The organism is Bacillus sp. GW821-FHT11D08 (assembly GCF_058808515.1).
This window is the reverse complement of sequence record NZ_JBXARS010000005.1, coordinates 273,980-294,639: the sequence shown is the minus strand read 5'-3', so window position 1 is coordinate 294,639 and position 20,660 is coordinate 273,980. Positions and strand designations below refer to the sequence as shown.

Below are 20,660 nucleotides of genomic sequence, written 5' to 3'. Positions count from 1 at the left end.
TTTTATTTGGTTTACATAATAATATTATTGTTCCCTCTCCTGCAAACCTCTTAGAAAAGCAACAACTGCAAACTTCCGGCTTTCCTTAATTGATTCGGTTAATTCAAATGCACTCTGTTTTCTCAACACGGCAAATCCGTGAAGAAGGCTCCTCAGTCCTCTCGCAGCATGAATCGCAGTGTCAGACTGTGCATAACCGTTAGCTGTCAGCTGCCTGACAACAAGCTCTACAAGCAGGCTTGACAGATTCTCAATCCGCCCGTCTTTTATCTTTTGAAATGTTGCGTCATATAATCCTGGATTGGCTTCGGCGAAATTGATATAGGCATCGGCAAGACTGAGCAAAGCCGTTTCGCCCGTCAGTCCTTCTGCAGAGGCCGCCATTTTTTCATATAACATAGTTAAACCGGAGACAGCCAGCTCTGCTTTAATTCCTTGAAGGCCATTGACAAAATTGTAAAGGGAAGGCGGTTTTACGTTTAAGGATTTTGCAACAGCCGCAAGCGTTACTTCGTTCAGCCCTTTTTCGTCAGCGATGCCTGCTGCGGCTCTCAATATCATGTCAAGGCTCATTCCGACTCTCGGTGACATTATGATCGGCCTCCCGGCAGGCTTCGTTCGGCTTCCTCAACAGCCTCAGCCATCATTTCAACGGGATTGCAGAGAACATCTCCATGTCCGGCGGCCAGACTGCTTGGTTGATGAGCGATAAGTGTTCTTGCTGTTTTTACAGCTTCTTCTTTATTCCACGTAGCAAAAGCCGGAAACGGAAATTTCCATTTCAGCTTCCCAGAAACAGCAAGGCCGCCCCGTACTTGAAAGGCATCTCCGACGATCAGCATATCATTTCTCGTATCTTTAAAAGCGAGGCTTCCCGGCGTATGACCGGGAGCGGGAATGACAAGTAAAGATCCGATCCGCTCGCCGCCTTTCAGCAGGCGATCAGGTTCGGTCTGAACATTTTTCGGCACTCCCCCCTTTATCGGCGTTTGTGCTTCATGCTCAAATAATGAAGTGTCACCTTTCAGCAAGAAAGAATCCCGCTCAGAAATACAGACGGAAGCATCCGGAAATTCCGCAGCTAATGAGTCAAGCGAACCGATGTGATCCCCGTGCGCGTGGGTGAGTAATATGTCATTCAGCGGCTTCCCAAGCTGCCGCAATGCTTGTTTGATTCCTTTATGACTGTTAGGCAGTCCGGCGTCAATCAGGGTTACTCCTTCTTCTTCTTCAACCAAATAACAATTCACCGGGAAAAGCGCTGGAAAAAAAGTCAGCTGCCAAACGGTTCCGTATTGTAAGATTCTCATGAACATCCTCCTAAAACTAATATTATTAGTTTTATTATAACTAATACCGTTAGTTTATCAAGAGTTTTCTGTTTAAATCCTGAAAAAGGCGCGGGCGCTTCTCTTATGCAAAAAAAAGAAACGCGCATACTGTGATAAAAGATGCTTTCAGCCTGCGAATAAATCACACTACTAAAACCAGCCGGATAAGCATACACTACTCAACGGAGGGGGAGTTCCACACCATGCATATCACACTTCAAAGCATCTGCCCTGTCTTAATGATTGCCTTTTTTCTGTATAAAAAGGTGAAACGGTCCGTCGGCTTTCAGCCTTTGAAACCCCGCTGGCTTTATACAAGAATGATTTTGTTTTCATTGCTGGCCGCAGCTCTGGCGTTTTTCAGCATCACACACCCGGCTTTATACGGCCATCTTATATTCGGCACTTTTTGCGGCTGGCTTCTGGTCCTGTTTGCAAAACGGAACATTTCTTTTGAAGAACGCCGCGGAAAAATGTATTTTCGTACTCACCTGTGGATTGAACTTATTCTATTAACGTTATTCCTATCGAGATTTGTTTATCGCGTTATTGAAATTTACCGGGTCACAGCGGACTTTACCCATCCGGAGGCATACAGCCAAACGGTCGGGGCCGATCCGCTGACCATCAGTATCTTTTATTTCATCGCAGTGTATTACAGCGGCTTCTCTTTTTATGTTTTAAAAACGAGCAGAGACCAAACCGATAACAGTCAGTACGGCTGACATCCCTGTAAAAAATGCAGGGATGTTTTTTAATCGTGCCGCGTATGGTGAATCATTTGCTGAAGCACATCTAACACATGTTCATCCTCAGGAGAATAATAGATGGATGTTCCTTCTCTGCGTGATTTGACGAGGCGCAGATTTTTAAGAAAACGCAGCTGATGAGAAACGGTAGACTGCAGCAAATTCAGCTTTTCTGCGATATCATTTACCGCGTGCTCACCCTGTGACAGCAAATGGAGAATTCTGATTCTGGTCGGATCAGACAGCGCCTTAAAAGTCTGGGCAACCAAAAATAAAGTTTCCTCATCTAAATCGACAGCGGGGTCATTTTTGTTTCCGGATTCGTGAAATTCAGTCATATACCTCACCCTTCTTTTCTCAAGTAGCCCAATTATACCAAATGTCAATTGATGCAGATACATCCTGCGCCTGACAAAAGAACCGTTATTTTAAATTTATGTTTCAAATACGGGTTTCCGCTTGGTTTCGCGCATTCATCTGTGTCATAATGAAAAAGTCATAATGCTCCTGAAATTGAGGGTGAAACACAGTGGAGAAAAAGAAAAAAGGCTGTTTCGCTGCCGCGGGTCTTATGATGATATGTGTTTTTGTCATGGTTTCCTTCTTCCTCATTCTGCTATTTTCAAATAATGAATGGCTCAAAAGTCTTCCGTTTGATGTCAAGCCGATCGTCCTTGAACGGCTGACAGATTACAAACCGCTTGTTGAAGACGAGCTGGATGAAAAAGGACTCACCAAATATACATCGCTTGTACTCGGCATGATATATCAGGAGTCAAAAGGAAGAGGAAATGATCCCATGCAGTCTTCAGAATCTCTGGGTTTAAAGCGAAATGAGATTAAAAACCCTCAAACCAGTATCAAACAGGGAATCAAACAATTCACTCTCATGTACCAAACAGGCAAGAAAAAAGGCGTAGACTTGGATACGATTATACAAAGCTACAACATGGGAGCCGGCTATATTGATTTTGTGGCTGAACATGGAGGATCGCATACTGAGGAACTGGCAAAACAATACTCCGAGCAGCAGGTCAAAAAGAATCCGAAACTTTACACTTGCGGAGGGAACAAAGACAATTTCCGTTATCCCTACTGCTATGGTGATTACACGTACGCAGAAAAAGTAAAAGCAAAAACAAAAACCGTTGAACAATCCTTAAATGTAACAACACTTGAAACGCTTGAAGAGTAAAAGGCGCCCTGATGAGGCGCCTTTTTCAATCAATAGAAAAAAGCCGCGCAGAGCACGGCTTTTTTAATAATACGGTGAGATCATTAAGTATACAATGACACCCGTCAGACTGACATACAGCCAGAGCGGCATCGTCCATCTCGCGATTTTTTTGTGGCGCTCCACTTGCATGCTGAATCCTCTGATCAGCGTAAACAGCGCAAGCGGCACGATAACGGCGGAAAGACAGATGTGCGTAATTAAAATAAAGAAATAAATCCCCCGAATGATGCCGTGGCCGCCGAATAAAGTATTTTCAGCCACAGAGTGGTATACGACATAGCAGATCAAAAACAGCAGAGTCGTCGTAAACGCCGCCAAAATAAAGCGTTTATGCGCTTGAATATTTTTTTGCTTAATCATAAAGAGCGCTGCCAGCAAAAAGATAAAAGTAAAGCTGTTAAAAATGGCATTTAACATCGGCAGAATATGAATATTGGCAATGCTGACCTGTCCCGATTTCGGCATAAAAAACAGCACCGCAATTAACCCGTTGATCAGAACGGTCAATGTCAGCACGATACCGGTATAACTTTTAGGTTTGTTTTCTGTCTGATTCATCTTATGACCTCTCTCAATTTTACTGACTATCCAAATGGTATGAGAATTCAGCTTTGATGTCAACGGTTTCGTCCGCTTCGTCAGAAATTAGACAAACTTAAGCCCTAAAAAGACCGGGTGTTTGAGACCCGGCCTTTCGTCATATTATGCTTCCTTCAACAGTTCTTCTATCACCTTATGTTCGTTTTCATTCAACAGATTTTTTGGAATGATCCGATCTATCGGTTTATTCATATGCTGATCGAGAATATCGGCTGTTTCTTTGTCCCCTGCGATTACGAGACGCTCCCATTCGTGTGAAGCAGCCTTTTGATCAAGGTTTGAAGCCAATCGTTTATATAGCCTGTTTTGGTTTTCTTCGACGTGGGCTTTGGCAGCGTCTTCGTCCATCGACGCGGAGCGGCTTCCGCTTACATCCTGCGGTTTCCACGATTCATTGATGACGTCGTAATGATAATGCTCCACTCCTTCAATTTTTCCGAGTACGGTTTCTATGATCTTCACTTCATTCTGCTGGGTGAGAATAAAAGCCGTGCTCGGAAATTGTTCACGAAGAAGTTCTAATTGATCAAGGACAGCCGTCTCTTCCCAATAAAATCGTGTTTCAACAGGCACCTGCAATTCAATCGTCTCCCAAATACCGCCTTCTCCCGACGCAAAAAATACGAGACTTCGCGGCATCTCTTTACCAAGCCCATCGATATATTGATAGACACGTTCCATGATGCGGACGAGAGATTTTTCTTCTTCCGGATCACTGGCAGACAGATACTCTTTTAATCTCCGAAAACCGGTTTTCAAGGCGATTTTCCACTCTCCCCCCTGCTGATCCGGATTTCTCATATCCGTATTTACATATAAGGAAAGCATTTTATCAGGAGATTCCGTCATTACGTACTTCAATTTGCCGATGAGTGAGTCAATTGCCATTATAGATTCCTCCTTTTTCCGCTGCTCACTGTTCCTTTCCCTATCCGCACCGCCTTAAAAACGTCAATCCACATATAAACGGCAGACTTTTCTAAAAAAGTTTTTGCAAAACCCATTTACAAACCAAGACATCATTTACTACAATGGATACTTGTGTTTAACTAAGACTTTTACGCTGTGAAAGGAGTATGATTTTGTTTACTGCAGAAGAAAGAGATCAGAAAGAGCTGGAAAAAGAGCTTCATAAACTTGAATTTCAGATTTTCAGAATGCGGGAAAATCTGATAGATGTATCAAAAGACGCGCGAGTGCTTGGTATTGATCAATCGAACAATGACGATTGGATCATTGTTTCCTCGATTGATGATGGCCAAACATGTAAGATTATGCTGACTGATTGTGAATCAGCCTACCGGGGAAGAGGCTGTTTTTCACTGATCGCCTCTTATTATGACAATGCCATTCATATCGGGGACATTAAAGGCCCGCCGAACCATGGCTACGGCTCGATCTGCATGAAATTTTTAAAACATATCGCCAGAGAGCAGAATATCCCGAAAGTGACGGGCGACATCGCTAAGCGTGATTGGGATCATGTCGACAGGCTCGTTCATTTTTATGAAAAGCATCACTTTGATGTCTGGATTGACAATGATACGCAATCAGGCGGCATTAAATGGGTCGACCTGTAAAAAATGATAGATAAACCCTCGTTAATATGGTGTAATAGATTAAACCATTTAAGGAGGGTTTTTTTTGTATCCGGAAAAATTGAAAAAAGGTGACGGCATTCGTATTGTGTCTCCGGCCACAAGCATGTCCGTTATGTCAGATGAAAATATAAATGCCGCGAAGACAAAATTGGAGGAGCTGGGCTTTTGTGTCTCTTTTTCAGAGCATGCGAAAGAAATAAATGAATTTGATTCATCATCCATTGAATCGCGTGTACGGGATCTGCACGAGGCTTTCGCTGACCCTGACATCAAAGCGATTTTGACGACACTCGGCGGGTTCCAATCAAATCAGCTGCTCCGCTATCTTGATTATGAAAACATCAAGCGGCATCCGAAAATCCTTTGCGGCTATTCAGATATTACCGCTCTCGGCCATGCCATATATCAAAAAACCGGCCTTATTACATATTCCGGTCCCCACTTTTCTTCATTTGCCATGAAAAAAGGGCTGGACTATACGATTGACTCTTTCTTGGCCTGCTGTGCTTCTGACAACCCGTATGAGGTAAAGCCTTCATCCGAGTGGAGTGATGATAAATGGTATTTGAACCAGGAGGACAGACGTTTTTATCGGAATCCGGGACCGCTCGTTATTCAATCCGGATATGCGGAAGGAACACTGATCGGAGGAAATCTATGCACGCTGAATCTTCTGCAGGGCACCGAATACTTTCCGGAGATGGAGCAAGTGATTCTGTTTATAGAAGATGATTATATGTCGGACATTCATATGTTTGACCGGGATTTGCAGTCACTCATCCACCTTCCCGCTTTTTCAGCCGTGAAGGGAATTGTCATCGGACGTTTCCAGCATGCTTCAAATGTGTCTGAGGAGGCTCTGCGTGCCGTCATCCGTACAAAAGAAGAACTGTCATCCATGCCTGTTATCGCAAATGCTGATTTCGGCCATACCTCCCCTTTGATGACATTCCCGATCGGAGGAACATGCAGGATAGAAGCCGGCTCAGAAGGCGGACGGATATGGATCGATCGGCATTAATACATAAAGACGGGAAAACCGCCCCGTCTTTTTATTTTGACGCCTTATGCCGCGGCGTGCGCGGAGCGATCATCATTCGTCCGCCGGCCGCTGCCGTCACCCATACGGAAGCTCCTTCATAAAAACGGCTGATCTCTTCATTATATACGGCGTGTGTCAGTTCACGTTTATCATGCGTTCCGTCTTGGTTTTTTACGTTTAAAATAAGCACAAGCTCGTGCCTGCCATTCTTCATCACGCCAGTACGTCTCACCTTTTCAATAACGGCTGGCCTTCCTCTCCCTCTGTCAAGCGCCTGAAACAGCCTGACAGCAGGCAAAGACAGTCCGATAACGAGCACAATGGCGAAAGCGGTGCATATACCTGCTTGAAACACCGGTGATTCTGTGAAGGCATTCCATAAACATATAAATTCCGGCTCCATCGGATTCATACATCCCTTCAGATTCCGTTTTCACATCCATTCCTTATTATATTAGAGAAACGCTTTTTCTTTTTCCGCATATAACGATTATATACAGTCAAAAAAGGGAAGAAAAAAAGAACACAAAGCATTTCGCCTTGTGTTCTTCATCTCTATATGAAACTAGTCTAATACTTTAACATTTACTGTTCTGACGCCCCAGTTGTTAGCGTCACTTTTCTTTGCAACAAATACGTCAATTTTATTTCCTTTAATTGCGCCGCCTGTATCTGCTGCTGTTGCCACTCCGTAACCTTCAACATAAACCTTAGAGCCAAGCGGAATGACACTAGGGTCTACCGCGATGACTTTTGCATCAGGGTTTTTGTTTAAGTCAACACCGGTTGCCGTTACACCGGAAATGCCGCCGTCGTTAGCAGAGTAAGCAGTTGCAGTCATTGTCAGCTGCTTTTTAGGCTCTTGTTGGTTTGTATTTGATTGAACAGGCTGCTGTTTTGCTTCGACAGCCTTCGCTTCTTGTTTAGGTTGTTGTTCTTGAACAGGTTCTTGTTTAGGCTGCTCGTTTTTGACAGCTTCTTGTTTTGGCTGTTCTGTCTCGGCAGCTGGTTTTTGTTCAGTTTGCGGCTGGCTGGCTTCTTGAGCCGGCTGTGCAGCCTGAGCCTGACCTTTCACATTTAACGTTGTGCCTGCGTAAATTATATCTGATTGCAAGTTATTCAAGCTTTTCAGATTGCCGACTGATGTTCCGAATTTCTGAGCAATTTTCCAGAGGCTGTCGCCCTGCTTCACTGTGTACTGCCCAGATGTGGTTGTTTCTACTGAAGAAATAGTCAGTTTCTCTCCTTCAATGATTAAATCAGAAGATAACTGATTCCATTCTTTTAAGTCCTTTAGGTTCACTCCGTTTTTTTGCGAGATCCCCCAGAGCGTGTCACCCTTTTGCACCGTGATTTCTTTAGCAGAAGCGTGAGCTCCAAATGCAGTTGTTGAAATTGCTGCAACTGCGACAAAGGACATAATCGTCTTCTTCATAAGTAAATCCTCCCTTGTTAGCTTTTTATTGGCGGCTAACAGGTGATATCGTAACATATGAAAATGTCAGTTCAATAACAAAACGATTTGAATTAGATTACAGTTCCTTTACATGAAACATTTCTCTCGCTTGGTAAGTCTTGCTGAAACCTTGATACAGCAAGGGTTTTCAAGCTTCTGATTTTTCCGGCGCGAATGAAAAACACAATGTGCAAATTTCCAAAAAAACTTTTTTTCACTCTGTTTCTCTTACATAATTTCGGATTTCTTCTAAAAAAACCGCTCCGTATTTCAATCTTTTTTGTTCCCCGACCCCTTTTACGGAAAGAAGATCCTGATCTGTTTTCGGAAGTTTCGCCGACATTTCTTTTAACGTCTGATCTGAGAACACGACAAATGGAGGCACGCCCTGTTCAGCTGCAATCTCTTTGCGGAGACGCCGGAGAAGCTCAAATAATTCATCATTTTCGGTAACGGCGGCGGCCTGTAAGGCTTCTTTTCTCGCGACTGCGCTTTTTCCAAGCAGAACGTCCCTGCCTTTTTGGGTGACCATAAGCGTCGGAAATGTGCCGTCCGCCATTCTGATATATTCATCTGAAATAAGGAATTCAATAAAATCACTGATTTCCGCTGCGGATTGATGCTTCATAATGCCGTAAGTGGACAGGCTGCTGAAGCCGTTTTCCAGCACTTTTTTATTTTTAGATCCGCTAAGCACCTGCGCCACCATCGTTTTTCCGAAGCGCTCATTCATTCTGATGATACATGACAATACCATCTGCGCTTCTTTTGTGACGTCATGGGCGGTCCTTGTATCAGTGCAATTGCCGCATGCTCCGCAAGCTTCCGCCTCATTCTCGCCGAAATACTTCAGAATAAACCGCTGCAGGCAATCTTCCGTATGGCAGTAATCCACCATCTGTCTCAGTTTTTTGAGATCCTGCTTTTGTTTTTCTTCTCCGGCGGCCGATTGGTCTATTAAAAAACGCTGCACCATAATATCCTGCGGCGAAAATAAGAGCACACACTCGCTGTTAAGACCGTCGCGCCCGGCCCGTCCGGCTTCCTGGTAATAGCTCTCCATATCTTTCGGAATCTGCGCGTGTAAAACGAACCTGATGTTGCTCTTATCGATTCCCATTCCGAAAGCGGACGTAGCTACCATCACTTGTATCTGATCGTTAAGAAACCGCTCCTGCTGGTCTTTTCTGTCATCATCCGCCAATCCGCCGTGATAACGGCCGGCATTGATGCCGCCGCGTTTTAATTTCTCATATAAACGGTCGGTTTCTTTTCTTGTCGCTGTATATATAATGCCGGCTTCGTGTTTATTTTTTTCGAGGTACCGCTCGATAAACCGGTCTTTGTTTTCGCCCTTTACTACTTTAAACGTTAAATTCTCTCTGGCAAAACCGGTATATACAGTTTGTTCTTTCTTAATATGAAGCTGTTTGCAGATGTCATCATGAACCTCAGGCGTAGCCGTCGCCGTTAATGCGATGATGACGGGCGGTTCTTTTAGTTCATTAAAAAGGATTTCGATATTCCGGTAACTCGGCCTGAAATCATGTCCCCATTGCGATATACAGTGAGCTTCGTCAATGGCGACAAGAGGAACCGTAATATTCTGCAGGATGTGAATGAATTCAGAAGAAGTCAAACGCTCCGGTGTGATGTAAAAGAGCCGGTAAGCCCCTTGCTTCAAACCGGTCAGGCGCTCATGAATGTCACGGCTTGTCTGAGTGCTGTTAATATAAGCTGCCGCGATACCCGCTTCTTCAAGCGCGTCGACTTGATCTTTCATTAAGGAAATAAGAGGGGAAATAACGATTGTGGTTCCTTCAAACAGCAGTGCGGGAATCTGATAGCAGATTGATTTTCCGCCCCCCGTCGGCATAATGCAGACCGTGTTTTTTCTCTCCTCTGCAACTGATTGTATCGCCTGCTTTTGGCCCGCGCGAAGACTGTCGTAGCCAAAATAATGCGCCAGAAGGGATTGGGCTTTCTCCAGCATATGTTGTAAAACCTCACTTTGTCTTTGATTCTTTTATTTTATCATACTGATAAAGTACGCTGCTCAAGGGCAATTCAAAATAAAAAGCCATCTCCGCAAGGGAAATGGCTTTCGCTACGTATGCCGTACGCAAGTAAGAAAGTTTTAAACCACCACTCCTCAAAGTGGGTGTTTGCAGAAGCGTTCCTGTCGTCCTCTGCAATGGAGGCATGACATTCCGGCTTCGATATAAAACTCCCTATTACAGCTTAAAGGTTAAAACTTAATTAACAATACGAACAATGTAGCTTCTCTTATATCCTACACCATCAGTCGTATTTTGGCAAGAGGGTTAATTCTTTTACAGAAAACCTTTTTTCTTTGCGAAAAATGCTTTATTCTACATAAAAATTGTTTTTTCGACAAAATATCAATATATCAATATAAGATCAGATCGAAAGCAGCCGCCAGTTTCTTCTATAATAGAAAAAACTCTCACACCCTGTAGGGGCGCAAGAGTTAATGAAAATTAGAATTTTGCAGCCAGATCTTTCGCTTCTTGCAGTCCTTTTTCAATGATCGCTTGAGCGTTATCCGGTGCAGCATTATGGCCTTCAACGACAACAGTGTGAAGATCTTGGACACCCCAGAAACCGAGAACGGTTTTCATGAAGTTTAATGACATTTCAAGAGATGCCATCAGTCCTTCAGAATATACGCCGCCGCGTGCGTTTAAGAGCGCTACTTTTTTATCTCCCATCAGACCTTTAGGGCCTTCAGGCGTGTATGTGAAAGTAACTCCTGCACGAGACAGGTAATCAACATAAGTATGAAGCACAGCAGGCACTGTGAAGTTCCAAAGCGGGAATGCAAACACGACTTTGTCAGCTTTGACAAATTGATTTAAGTAAATGTCAGCAGTTGACGCTTGTTTTTTCTCTTCGTCTGTCATTTCAATTCCTTTTGAAGCTTTAAATGTTCCGTTAATCATATCTCTTCCGAGGTAAGGAAGGTTTTCTTTATGAAGATCAAGTTCGATCACTTCATCATTCGGATTGTTTTCTTTATAAGCAGCCAGAAACGCTTCGTATAATTTTACGGATACGCCTTCTTCAGCCGTACGATCACTTGATTTTACAAATAATACTTGAGACATTCTAAATTCCTCCCGGTAATCTTTTAATATTTACTTACAAATAGTATGTTACTTTCTTTTTTATATAAAGTCAATGATTTTATTTCGATTTTGAGATTTTTTATGGAATAAAAAAACAGGTACATATGAATGTACCTGCTGCTATTATTGTGAATCCTGCTCACGATCCAGGATTTCGTATGTTTGTGAGCTTTTTTGATCAACGGTTTCTTTATTTGAGAGGTCTTTCACCTGCTCGTGAAATTCCCTTTCATATGACGGAGCGTCTGTTTTCACATCCCCTTCTGTTTCTCGCTGCGCTTCGACGGTCATTCTGGCGTACGGCACGGCTTCAAGTCTTTCATAAGGAATTTCTTTTCCCGTTTTCTCGCAAATCCCGTATGTTCCTTTATCCATTCGTTCAAGCGCGGCGTTCACCTCATCTAAAAGATTCTGATCGACACCGTCCAGCGTCTGATTCGTGACCCTGTCCAAATAAATGCTTCCGTGATCAGCTAAGTGGTTATCTACTCCGTTCGACAGTTCTCCTGTGTCTTCACTCATTGAATGATTTTCTTTTGATTCTCCCTGAAGACTTTCCTTTAAATCGATTAATTTATGATAAAGGCTGTCCTGCTGTACTTTTGATAATGACATATTCATCATCTCCTTTTTCGTCTGTATTCTTCGCTGCATCTGTTAATACATACCCTCGAAAAAGGAGGATGAAACAATGGAGGTCAATGCTTTCTCCCCCTGATGGTGACATTGGGTGTCTGCTGCTTTGTCTGTCTTTTTTCTTTCGCAGCATCATTTTGCCGGTTGTCCCGAAATTCTTCAGCGCAGGCTTGTTTGAGCCTGTGCTCCGGTGTATGGTAAGTGGCGCCGATATTCAGCATACCGCTCAGCTCTTCTATACTCAGCTTTTCAAAATCAATATTGTATTCAACCTTGTCCACTTTGACGTGCTCAATATGGACATATGTTTTTTCCCCTTCAACCGTCTGCGGCTCAAAATGACACTTATCCTGAAGCTCATCAAGCTGTTGTTCCACTTTCTTAAGCCGGTCTAATTCTTCTTCACACACTTTTTTGAAAATCTCTTTCATTATTTTTTTCAAAGAAAATCACTTCTTTCCCCGTCACTCTTGGAAAGTTCTATGCGTCCCGCATTGCGAATATATAAACATGATATACAAAAAGGAGGCGAATCATGATGTTTTTTCCATCCGTTATCAATTTTGAGTATATAAAAATGAACGGAATCAGCGGCGGAGCAACTTTTAACACCGGCTCTTCCGTTATGGTGAGAAACACAGCAGCCAATAAAAGAAATGAAGGGTACGGTGAACAAAACGGTGATTGCACCGTTGTCGTCATCCCTATCATGAGTATCGATGATTCAGATCTGATAGATGGCACAGCAAACAAGATCAGCCTTCGATAATGATCTGGCTTGCATCCCCCAGATGTTTAGCAATCGATATATATAAAATCCCGTCTTTGAATACCGCCTGCATTCCCTTTGTTCCCTGAGCGGAATGCGGAAGGTCGAGTTTTTTTTCAAAATCGCCGTATTTTCCGGTCTTCTGTTTAAAATCCTGTTCATTAAAAAAGGATTTTCTCGTGCCTTTTACGACGATATATTCTCCGTAGGACAGCAGCTGAACATCTTGTTTCCGGTAGCCGGGCAGATACAGTAAAAATTGGAGCTCATCATGGGTTTCCACAATATCTATAAGAGGAAAAGCATCCTCATTTCTTCTCATTTGCCCATCTCCCTGTTGAAAGGGAAAATGAGAATGGCCGTTTTGAAATGATTTCAGTTGTTCATCATCAAAAACGTTTTTCCAAAAGTCGCCGCCGGACATGTTTTGCGCCATTTCCATCCATTGCTTCATCTTATCGAAATCCATTTTTATCGCCCCCTGTCTAAGCATACGGTCATAACAGCCGGCATACACCTGTATTAAAGGAGGTTTGCCTGTGGTTCAACCAACTCCATATATCAATATTAATATTTTCATGTTGAAAATTAATTCCTTTGAAAATGCTTCAGCGGTGAATGTCGGACAAAATTTACTGGCGGAATGGCAGAATTCTGATAAAAAGAATCAGGGATACGGACAGAACTTCGGAGATGCAAGCGGCTTCATCGGCACGAACGGCAAAGTGGATGACCGGGATCAAATTGATTCTCCATCTACCTTTGAGTCTGCATGCGATAAAATCCCTGCCGGAAAAGGAGGCCCATTATGATGTTTTCGCCGGTTTTGGTAAATGTAGGAGGCTTTAAAGTAAATGCAGTCGACCGCGGTTCTTCCATTACGATCGGCCCGTATCAGCAAATCGATTATTTTTTATCCAATAAGATCAACTACGGATTCGGTGAAGAAAATGGTGATTTGGCGCCGATTTATATCCCCATCAGTTCTATTGCTGATCCGGATCTCATTGATTCGAACTCCGGAAAAACAAGCATTATATAATAAAAAGGCCATCCGCATGCATTCGGATGGCTTTTATGTGATATTTAACTGCATAAGTATTTTGTTAAGATGGCTTGAACCTCAGTCAAGTCCGTTTCTTTTGCAAATTCCAATTCGAAAGTTTTTCCCCTTGTCATTAATACAAGCCCGGTATCTGGATCAAACATCCCCGCTTCTTGAATGGCGAAGCTTTCAATTGTTTTATATGGAAGAAATACGCGCACTTTCTTTTTGGAGAACATTTTATTATCAAAGAAAATCACTCGTTTATTCGTAAAGCATATTTGGTCAACCCGCAGTTTATAAATCGTTTCGATCCGTTCTCCCTCAACGAGCAAAGCCTCCAGCTTTTTTGTGTCGGTTGATCTGCTGACAGAAAAAATTCCCAATGAAGAACCCCACTTTCTGCTTCTATACTATTGTTTTATTACAATCATAAAAAAATAAGTTCTTTATCCCTATATAAGAATACGACATAGACGGCATTTAAACCATTACGAACAGATTACATTTTTAGAACGTTCATCAAAAAAGCCCTTCGCGAAAGGTGCCGCTTTTATGAAGTAGTACGGTTCAGCGAAAGAAAAGGTTTCAAGAAAACGGTATTTTTTTCGAAAAGTCAGTTTTTTATCTTCGCCATAAAAAACCGCGGCTTCTCCAATGCCGCGGTTTCAACAAAACATCAACGATCCGTATCTTCAATCGTTCCTTCTTTATAGGTATCTGAAATTTGTTCCATCGTCGTGTCGGTGCCTTCTTCAGGTTGCACTTGCTGAAGCTGATCTGATGTTTTATTTTGTTTGTCTTGCTCTGTTTTTTTCATTTTGCAGCCACCCTTTATATGTAGTCTTTTTTAGTATGGCTCAGGCAAAATAAATTCATTCAGCTTTAAACTTCTTCAAAATACTCTTTGTAGAAGCCTCCGACTTTGTTTGTATTGTCTACAACAAAAATGAATTCTTCTGTTTCATTTTTGACTTCATACTCTTTACCCGGCGTCAGCACATTTTTGACAATGTATTTTTTCGCATCTGTATGTACGCATTTGACCTTTTTGACGCTTTCTTTTGTCTGCCAATTATTATGAATCATTTATAAAACTCCTTTTCTTAATCGATAAGCTTATTGTAGCCGTTTTTTCTTGTGAATTGCAATAACGGTTATCAATTGATTTTACCGGGGCTGTTATTATAGAATGACTGTATGCGCTTACTTTGCGCGGACATCAAGATGCTCAAAACAGACCATAAAAAAATTTCGGGAGGTTTGTTACGAATGAGTTCTTTAACGATGCAGATCACAAAAAGGCTGGAAACATTTTTACAGGGCACGAAGAAACTTTATATTGACGGAAAATTTGTTCCGAGCGCTTCAGGATCAACATTTGTCACACCGAATCCGGCAACCGGAGAAACGCTGATGACGCTTTACGAGGCACAGTCAGAAGACATTGACAGTGCAGTGAAAGCGGCACGCAAAGCCTTTGATCACGGCGAATGGCGCACTATGCCGGCCGCTTCCAGAAGCAGGCTGATGTATAAGCTTGCCGATTTAATGGAAGAGCACAAAACGGAACTCGCGCAGCTTGAAACACTTGACAACGGAAAACCGATTAATGAAACGACGAATGGGGATATCCCGCTTGCAATTGAGCATATGCGTTATTATGCCGGGTGGTCTACAAAGATAACCGGACAAACAATTCCGGTCGCCGGCTCATATTTTAATTACACCCGCCATGAGCCTGTCGGCGTCGTGGGGCAGATCATCCCTTGGAACTTCCCGCTCCTTATGGCGATGTGGAAAATGGGCGCCGCCCTTGCCACAGGCTGCACAATCGTTTTGAAACCGGCCGAGCAGACACCGCTGACCGCCCTCTATTTAGCGGAATTAATAGATCAGGCGGGCTTCCCTGACGGCGTCATCAATATTGTTCCAGGGTTCGGCGAGACGGCCGGGGAAGCGCTGACCAACCATGACGATGTCGATAAACTCGCTTTTACCGGCTCTACAGAAATCGGCAAAAAAATCATGGAAAAAGCCGCAAAAAAAATTAAACGCGTGACACTGGAGCTTGGCGGAAAGTCACCTAATATCATTTTGCCTGACGCCAATTTGAAGAAAGCGATTCCCGGCGCTTTAAACGGGGTCATGTTTAATCAGGGGCAGGTATGCTGCGCAGGCTCCCGCGTCTTCATTCACAAAGACAAATATGATGAGGTCGTCAGCGAAATGGTTTCATATGCGAAATCGCTTCAGCAAGGCGCCGGCCTTCACCAAGATACACAAATCGGCCCGCTCGTCAGTCAGGAACAGCATGAGCGCGTGCTTTCATATATTGAAAAAGGAAAAGCGGAAGGAGCCAAAGCTGTCGCGGGCGGCAGCTGCCCGTTTGAAGAAGGGTATTTTGTCTCCCCGACTGTATTTGCGGATGTGGATGACAGCATGACCATCGCAAAAGAAGAAATTTTCGGCCCTGTTTTAGCCGCCATTCCGTATGATACGGTAGATGAAGTCATTGAGCGGGCGAACCGCTCGGAATACGGCCTTGCAGCCGGACTTTGGACTGAGAATGTGAAAAACGCCCATTACATTGCTGACCGTCTCCAAGCCGGCACCGTTTGGGTCAACTGCTACAATGTTTTCGATGCGGCATCTCCTTTCGGCGGCTATAAGCAATCCGGCCTCGGGCGGGAAATGGGCTCTTACGCGCTGAATAATTATACAGAAGTGAAAAGCGTCTGGATCAATCTGGAAGATTAAATCAAACAAGAAACTGCTGCCTGTCAGCAGTTTCTTTCTTTTGTCATGCCGCCTTTTACATATGAATATATATGCTTCTGAAGGAGTTGAGCGAGTGTGAGCACAATTCATGAAAACGTCAGAAGCCGCCAAAAGAAAACCATCTCCCTATTAAGAGAAACGCAAAATGCGGACGGCTCATGGTCATTTTGTTTTGAAGGACCGATTTTGACAAACGCCTTTCTGATCCTCCTCCTCACTTCTCTTGGAGACAATGATAAAGAACTGATCGCTGAGCTTGCAGAAGGCATTCGCGCTAAACAGCGCCCGGACGGAACTTTTGCCAACTATCCTGATGACCGGAAAGGAAATGTGACCGCCACTGTACAGGGCTATGCCGGCTTGCTGGCTTCCGGTTTATATAGCCGTTCTGAGGCGCATATGATTCAGGCCGAACGCTTTATCATCTCAAATGGCGGCTTGCGCAACGTACACTTCATGACAAAGTGGATGCTTGCGGCAAACGGCCTTTATCCATGGCCCGCGCTGCATCTGCCATTATCTTTCTTAGTCATTCCCCCATCCTTCCCGCTGCATTTTTACCAGTTCAGTACATACGCCCGTATTCATTTTGTACCGATGGCCGTGACGCTTAACAAAAGATTTTCGCTGAAAAATCCCAACGTTCCGTCTCTCGCGCATTTAGATCGGCATATGACTAAAAATCCGTTTACATGGCTTCGTTCCGATCAGGATGAGAACAGAGACCTCTCTTCTCTTTTCGCGCACTGGAAGCGGCTTTTGCAGAATCCTGCCGCTTTTCACCAGCTCGGTCTGCGTACGGCCAAAACGTATATGCTTGACCGGATTGAAGAAGACGGCACATTATACAGCTATGCGAGCGCCACTATTTTTATGGTGTACGGCCTGCTCGCTCTCGGTGTATCGCGCCACTCCCCCGTTATCAGAAAAGCACTTGCCGGCACGAAAGCTTTGCTCACGTCTTGCGGCGATATACCGTACCTGGAAAATTCAACGTCGACCGTTTGGGATACGGCGCTTCTCAACTATGCGCTTATGAAAAGCGGGATCTCAGATAACGATCAGATGATAACCAGCGCCGCCCGGTTTCTGCGTGAACGGCAGCAGACGAAAGTCGCTGATTGGGCCGTTCACAACCCGCATGCTGAACCGGGAGGATGGGGTTTTTCAAACATCAATACAAATAATCCTGATTGTGATGACACAGCCGCAGTGCTCAAAGCCATTCCGCGAAAACTTTATCCCGCCTCATGGGAACGCGGACTGAGCTGGCTTTTGTCCATGCAAAACAGTGACGGCGGCTTCTCTGCTTTTGAGAAAAATGTCAATCATCCGCTGGTCCGCCTGCTGCCGCTGGAATCGGCTGAGGAAGCTGCCATCGATCCCTCAACAAGCGACTTAACCGGGCGGGTGCTGCACTGTTTAGGAGAAGCGGGGCTTTCTTCTGATCACCCTCAGATTGAAAAGGCCGTCCAATGGCTGATCCGCCATCAAGAAGAGGACGGATCGTGGTACGGCAGGTGGGGTGTCTGCTATATTTACGGCACATGGGCGGCGCTGACAGGGATGAAGGCTTGCGGCGTGAGCCAAAACCACCCGGCCGTGAAAAAAGCGATTCGCTGGCTGAAGTCCATTCAAAACGAGGACGGAAGCTGGGGGGAATCCTGTATAAGTGCAGAAGAGAAAACCTATGTTCCGCTTTCTTACGGGACGCTTGTACAGACGGCTTGGGCGGCCGAAGCTTTGCTGCAATACGAAAAAACTCATCATCAAGCCGTCACAAAAGGCATATCTTTTCTTATTGAAAACCGGCATTACGAAGGAGCCGCTTTCAGCTATCCGACCGGAATCGGCCTGCCGAAGCAGTTTTACATCAGGTATCACAGCTACCCGTATGTGTTTTCTTTGCTTGCGCTCAGCACTTTTATGAAAATGAGTGAAAAGGAGGAAGAAAAATGAAACGGCACGCTTATCAAACCGAGATGCTGAATTGGTGTGAAACCTTGAAGGAACAAGTTATTCAGCAAGGTCGGTTCGATCGCTTCGCGGCACAAATCGACCGGATTTTTCACACCCTTCAGGATGATGGATTAACGGAGGCCGAATGGTACGAACAGGCATCAGCACTTTACCGGGACATTACTGAACCCGAAGAGCCGGATGAGCGCAGAGCTTATGTGCCGATCGGCAAGCATGTCCTCCCTAAACTGCCTTACAGTTATTCCGCACTGGAACCGTATATTTCAAGAGAGATTATGAAACTCCACCATACCAAACACCATCAGAGCTATGTTGACGGTCTGAATAAAGCAGAACTAGAGCTCAAAAAAGCGAGACAGACGAAACAGTACGACTTAGTGGCACATTGGGGGCGGCAATTGGCGTTTCACGGCGCGGGCCATTATTTGCACAGTATTTTCTGGTTTTCGATGAATCCAAACGGAAAAAGACGGCCGACGGGTGCACTCTTTCAAATGATTGATGTGTCATTCGGAAGCTACTCCGCTTTTAAAGAGCAATTTTCTCAAGCGGCGAAAAAAGTCGAAGGAGTCGGCTGGGCTATCCTAGTCTGGGCGCCGCGCGCCGGGCGGCTGGAGATTTTGGCCGCTGAGAAGCATCAGCTCTACAGCCAGTGGGACGTCATTCCTTTGCTTCCGCTGGATGTGTGGGAACACGCTTATTACTTACAATATAAAAACGACCGAGCGGCTTACGTGGATCAATGGTGGAATGTCGTTGATTGGCGGGAGGCGGAGAAACGGTTCGAGCAAGCGCACCGCGTGATATGGCCGCTTTATTAAAAAAGCCCCCGTCTTGAACGGGGGCCTGCTTTTTTTGGTTTAAAAAATACCAAGCACGTGCAGAAAAACGATAATAATGGCTACAGGAGCCACATAACGGATTAATAGGAGCCAGACTGCAAACCATTTTCGTTTTATACCGGAACCGCTTTTCAGTTCGTCAAACAGCATCTGTTTCGGGATTTTCAACGGTACGAAAACGGCAATTAAAAGCGCGCCCAGCGGCATTAAGACATTGCTGACCAGAAAATCCGCAGCGTCAAAAATACTGCGGTGAAAAATAGAAACATCACTCAAAATTCCGTACGACAGCGCCGAAGGGACCCCGACAATAAATATAGCAAGTCCCCCGATCCATGCATACCGCTTCCGTTTTGCCGAATCGCCTTTTGACAAAACAGCAACTAAAATTTCAAGCATTGAAAAAGCCGATGTCAGCGTCGCAAATAAAAACAGCAGCAAAAAGGCGAGTAAAAACACGATGCCCAACGGCATTTGGTTAAAGACGGTCGGCAGCACGTTAAATAAAAGCTGCGGGCCTTGATCCGGCTTGAGGCCGAATGCAAACACCGCCGGAAAAATCGCCACTCCCGCCATCACAGCAACAAGGACATTTAATACCGTCACCGATACGGCGGATTGAACAATATTTTCTTCTTTTTCTAAATATGCGCTGTATGTAACCATTACAGACACTCCGACGCTTAACGAGAAAAATGATTGTCCCATCGCATATAAAATGGTATTGGCATCCATCGCGCCAAAATCAGGCATAAAAAAGAATTTTAATCCTTTTGCTGCATCATGCAGTGTTACGGAGCGGATCATTAAGAGAATAAACAGAATAAACAGAGCCGGCATCAGCACCTGGCTCACTTTTTCAATGCCGCTGCTCACCCCTTTTGCCACAACTAAAATCGTCAGCACGATAAACAGCAGTTGGCCGAAAACGGCTGCATAAGGATTTGAAATGGTATCGATAAATAACGTATCAAATCCCGAAGAAAGCGATAAGCCGCCTGTAAAGCCTTTTATAATGTAGATTAATATCCATCCCCCCACTACGCTGTAGAAGGATAATAGAATAAAACACGTAATGATTCCGAGATATCCGATCCAGTGCCACTTTTTCCCCGGCGCGAGCGCCTTATAGGATTCAACGGCGTTTTTTTGTGTTTTTCTGCCGATAATAAATTCAGCAAGCAAAAGCGGCAGTCCGATTAAAACAGTAAATAAAATAAAAACAAGCAGAAAAGCGCCGCCTCCGCTGGTTCCCGCTACGTAAGGGAACTTCCATATTGCGCCGAGCCCGATTGCAGAGCCGGCCGTAGCTAAAATAAATCCCAGCTTAGATGACCATTGATTAGCTTCTTTCACTTCAGCACTCCCAATTCATTTCAGTATAAAAATCAATTGTAAGAATATATGTCTGAATAGTCAAGAAGATGTTAGTTTACATAATA

26 protein-coding genes and 1 other RNA gene are annotated in these 20,660 nt (G+C 44.3%); 10 read left to right on the top strand and 17 right to left on the bottom strand.

Going from position 1 to position 20,660, the window contains the following annotated elements:
• Positions 1-24 precede the first annotated feature (24 nt).
• Together AC1RRX_RS12800 and AC1RRX_RS12795 are read right to left on the bottom strand one after the other, a co-directional pair.
• On the bottom strand, positions 25-591 hold the full coding sequence (locus AC1RRX_RS12800) for a TetR/AcrR family transcriptional regulator (protein WP_144464405.1): 567 nt from the start codon (positions 589-591) through the stop codon (positions 25-27).
• Positions 591-1,310, bottom strand: coding sequence for an MBL fold metallo-hydrolase (locus AC1RRX_RS12795; protein ID WP_077392189.1), 720 nt, complete (start codon positions 1,308-1,310; stop codon positions 591-593). The genes AC1RRX_RS12800 and AC1RRX_RS12795 overlap by 1 nt, the downstream gene beginning before the upstream one ends.
• Before the next feature lie 224 nt (positions 1,311-1,534).
• Here AC1RRX_RS12795 and AC1RRX_RS12790 point away from each other — a divergent pair, with 224 nt between their 5' ends.
• Entirely contained in the window at positions 1,535-2,056 is a 522-nt protein-coding gene (locus AC1RRX_RS12790) for a CcdC protein domain-containing protein (protein WP_061860630.1), read from the top strand.
• 29 nt (positions 2,057-2,085) lie between these two features.
• Here the strand turns inward: AC1RRX_RS12790 and czrA are convergent, their stop codons facing one another.
• On the bottom strand, positions 2,086-2,418 hold the full coding sequence (gene czrA, locus AC1RRX_RS12785; protein WP_012117736.1) for a Zn(II)-responsive metalloregulatory transcriptional repressor CzrA: 333 nt from the start codon (positions 2,416-2,418) through the stop codon (positions 2,086-2,088).
• Between the two features lie 191 nt (positions 2,419-2,609).
• Here czrA and AC1RRX_RS12780 point away from each other — a divergent pair, with 191 nt between their 5' ends.
• Entirely contained in the window at positions 2,610-3,275 is a 666-nt protein-coding gene (locus tag AC1RRX_RS12780) for a lysozyme family protein (RefSeq protein ID WP_003153802.1), read from the top strand.
• A gap of 63 nt (positions 3,276-3,338) precedes the next feature.
• Here AC1RRX_RS12780 and AC1RRX_RS12775 read toward each other — a convergent pair whose 3' ends face one another.
• Positions 3,339-3,875: a DUF420 domain-containing protein gene (locus AC1RRX_RS12775; protein ID WP_007407990.1), complete on the bottom strand. Its 537-nt coding sequence runs from the start codon at positions 3,873-3,875 to the stop codon at positions 3,339-3,341.
• A 144-nt stretch (positions 3,876-4,019) separates the two neighbouring features.
• The gene (locus tag AC1RRX_RS12770) at positions 4,020-4,805 is read right to left on the bottom strand and encodes a VLRF1 family aeRF1-type release factor (protein ID WP_061581514.1); all 786 of its coding nucleotides are present in this window, start codon (positions 4,803-4,805) and stop codon (positions 4,020-4,022) included.
• A 188-nt stretch (positions 4,806-4,993) separates the two neighbouring features.
• On the opposite strand from AC1RRX_RS12770, the gene AC1RRX_RS12765 reads away from it, so the two are divergent.
• The gene (locus tag AC1RRX_RS12765) at positions 4,994-5,497 is read left to right on the top strand and encodes an N-acetyltransferase (RefSeq protein WP_014418107.1); all 504 of its coding nucleotides are present in this window, start codon (positions 4,994-4,996) and stop codon (positions 5,495-5,497) included.
• Between the two features lie 64 nt (positions 5,498-5,561).
• A complete protein-coding gene (locus tag AC1RRX_RS12760) occupies positions 5,562-6,539 on the top strand; it encodes a S66 family peptidase (protein ID WP_144464407.1) in 978 nt (325 codons plus the stop codon).
• A 31-nt stretch (positions 6,540-6,570) separates the two neighbouring features.
• Here AC1RRX_RS12760 and AC1RRX_RS12755 read toward each other — a convergent pair whose 3' ends face one another.
• The 7 genes from AC1RRX_RS12755 to gerPC form a co-directional block, all read right to left on the bottom strand.
• Positions 6,571-6,963 (bottom strand): hypothetical protein, encoded by a 393-nt coding sequence (locus tag AC1RRX_RS12755; RefSeq protein WP_144464409.1) that lies wholly within the window; start codon positions 6,961-6,963, stop codon positions 6,571-6,573.
• A 162-nt stretch (positions 6,964-7,125) separates the two neighbouring features.
• A complete protein-coding gene (locus AC1RRX_RS12750; RefSeq protein WP_007407985.1) occupies positions 7,126-7,995 on the bottom strand; it encodes a 3D domain-containing protein in 870 nt (289 codons plus the stop codon).
• Between the two features lie 235 nt (positions 7,996-8,230).
• Positions 8,231-10,009: a DNA helicase RecQ gene (gene recQ, locus AC1RRX_RS12745; protein ID WP_059368394.1), complete on the bottom strand. Its 1,779-nt coding sequence runs from the start codon at positions 10,007-10,009 to the stop codon at positions 8,231-8,233.
• A 107-nt stretch (positions 10,010-10,116) separates the two neighbouring features.
• Positions 10,117-10,302, bottom strand: a non-coding RNA gene (ssrS, locus tag AC1RRX_RS12740) — 6S RNA.
• Positions 10,303-10,517: 215 nt separating this feature from the next.
• Positions 10,518-11,144, bottom strand: a complete 627-nt coding sequence (locus AC1RRX_RS12735; protein WP_144464411.1) for an FMN-dependent NADH-azoreductase — start codon at positions 11,142-11,144, stop codon at positions 10,518-10,520.
• A gap of 144 nt (positions 11,145-11,288) precedes the next feature.
• Positions 11,289-11,780 carry a TraR/DksA family transcriptional regulator gene (locus AC1RRX_RS12730; protein ID WP_025284851.1) on the bottom strand — a complete coding sequence of 164 codons (492 nt, stop codon included), beginning with the start codon at positions 11,778-11,780 and terminating at the stop codon, positions 11,289-11,291.
• A gap of 83 nt (positions 11,781-11,863) precedes the next feature.
• Positions 11,864-12,244 carry a spore germination protein GerPC gene (gerPC, locus tag AC1RRX_RS12725; protein WP_032873433.1) on the bottom strand — a complete coding sequence of 127 codons (381 nt, stop codon included), beginning with the start codon at positions 12,242-12,244 and terminating at the stop codon, positions 11,864-11,866.
• 92 nt (positions 12,245-12,336) lie between these two features.
• On the opposite strand from gerPC, the gene AC1RRX_RS12720 reads away from it, so the two are divergent.
• The gene (locus AC1RRX_RS12720) at positions 12,337-12,570 is read left to right on the top strand and encodes a hypothetical protein (RefSeq protein WP_012117743.1); all 234 of its coding nucleotides are present in this window, start codon (positions 12,337-12,339) and stop codon (positions 12,568-12,570) included.
• Here the strand turns inward: AC1RRX_RS12720 and AC1RRX_RS12715 are convergent.
• The gene (locus AC1RRX_RS12715) at positions 12,557-13,039 is read right to left on the bottom strand and encodes an Hsp20/alpha crystallin family protein (RefSeq protein ID WP_003153787.1); all 483 of its coding nucleotides are present in this window, start codon (positions 13,037-13,039) and stop codon (positions 12,557-12,559) included. The two genes, AC1RRX_RS12720 and AC1RRX_RS12715, sit on opposite strands and share 14 nt — an antisense overlap.
• 70 nt (positions 13,040-13,109) lie before the next feature.
• Between AC1RRX_RS12715 and AC1RRX_RS12710 the strand changes: the two genes are divergently transcribed.
• Together AC1RRX_RS12710 and AC1RRX_RS12705 are read left to right on the top strand one after the other, a co-directional pair.
• The gene (locus AC1RRX_RS12710; RefSeq protein WP_003153786.1) at positions 13,110-13,382 is read left to right on the top strand and encodes a hypothetical protein; all 273 of its coding nucleotides are present in this window, start codon (positions 13,110-13,112) and stop codon (positions 13,380-13,382) included.
• Positions 13,379-13,612, top strand: coding sequence for a hypothetical protein (locus AC1RRX_RS12705; RefSeq protein WP_003153785.1), 234 nt, complete (start codon positions 13,379-13,381; stop codon positions 13,610-13,612). The genes AC1RRX_RS12710 and AC1RRX_RS12705 overlap by 4 nt, the downstream gene beginning before the upstream one ends.
• 44 nt (positions 13,613-13,656) lie before the next feature.
• Here AC1RRX_RS12705 and AC1RRX_RS12700 read toward each other — a convergent pair whose 3' ends face one another.
• The 3 genes from AC1RRX_RS12700 to AC1RRX_RS12690 all read right to left on the bottom strand — a co-directional run bounded on the left by AC1RRX_RS12700 (position 13,657) and on the right by AC1RRX_RS12690 (position 14,704).
• The gene (locus AC1RRX_RS12700) at positions 13,657-14,001 is read right to left on the bottom strand and encodes a PH domain-containing protein (RefSeq protein WP_003153783.1); all 345 of its coding nucleotides are present in this window, start codon (positions 13,999-14,001) and stop codon (positions 13,657-13,659) included.
• Between the two features lie 293 nt (positions 14,002-14,294).
• Positions 14,295-14,435, bottom strand: coding sequence for a DUF4025 domain-containing protein (locus AC1RRX_RS12695; protein ID WP_003153781.1), 141 nt, complete (start codon positions 14,433-14,435; stop codon positions 14,295-14,297).
• Between the two features lie 65 nt (positions 14,436-14,500).
• Positions 14,501-14,704 carry a DUF6501 family protein gene (locus AC1RRX_RS12690; RefSeq protein ID WP_007407979.1) on the bottom strand — a complete coding sequence of 68 codons (204 nt, stop codon included), beginning with the start codon at positions 14,702-14,704 and terminating at the stop codon, positions 14,501-14,503.
• A gap of 183 nt (positions 14,705-14,887) precedes the next feature.
• On the opposite strand from AC1RRX_RS12690, the gene AC1RRX_RS12685 reads away from it, so the two are divergent.
• The 3 genes from AC1RRX_RS12685 (at position 14,888) to AC1RRX_RS12675 (ending at position 19,197) form a co-directional block, all read left to right on the top strand.
• Positions 14,888-16,375 (top strand): aldehyde dehydrogenase family protein, encoded by a 1,488-nt coding sequence (locus AC1RRX_RS12685; protein ID WP_024085472.1) that lies wholly within the window; start codon positions 14,888-14,890, stop codon positions 16,373-16,375.
• 96 nt (positions 16,376-16,471) lie between these two features.
• Entirely contained in the window at positions 16,472-18,355 is a 1,884-nt protein-coding gene (locus tag AC1RRX_RS12680; RefSeq protein ID WP_144464413.1) for a terpene cyclase/mutase family protein, read from the top strand.
• Positions 18,352-19,197 (top strand): superoxide dismutase, encoded by an 846-nt coding sequence (locus AC1RRX_RS12675; RefSeq protein ID WP_007407976.1) that lies wholly within the window; start codon positions 18,352-18,354, stop codon positions 19,195-19,197. Before AC1RRX_RS12680 ends, AC1RRX_RS12675 begins: the two co-directional genes overlap by 4 nt.
• A 39-nt stretch (positions 19,198-19,236) precedes the next feature.
• Here the strand turns inward: AC1RRX_RS12675 and AC1RRX_RS12670 are convergent, their stop codons facing one another.
• The gene (locus AC1RRX_RS12670; protein WP_007407975.1) at positions 19,237-20,574 is read right to left on the bottom strand and encodes a sodium-dependent transporter; all 1,338 of its coding nucleotides are present in this window, start codon (positions 20,572-20,574) and stop codon (positions 19,237-19,239) included.
• Between the last annotated feature and the right edge of the window lie 86 nt (positions 20,575-20,660).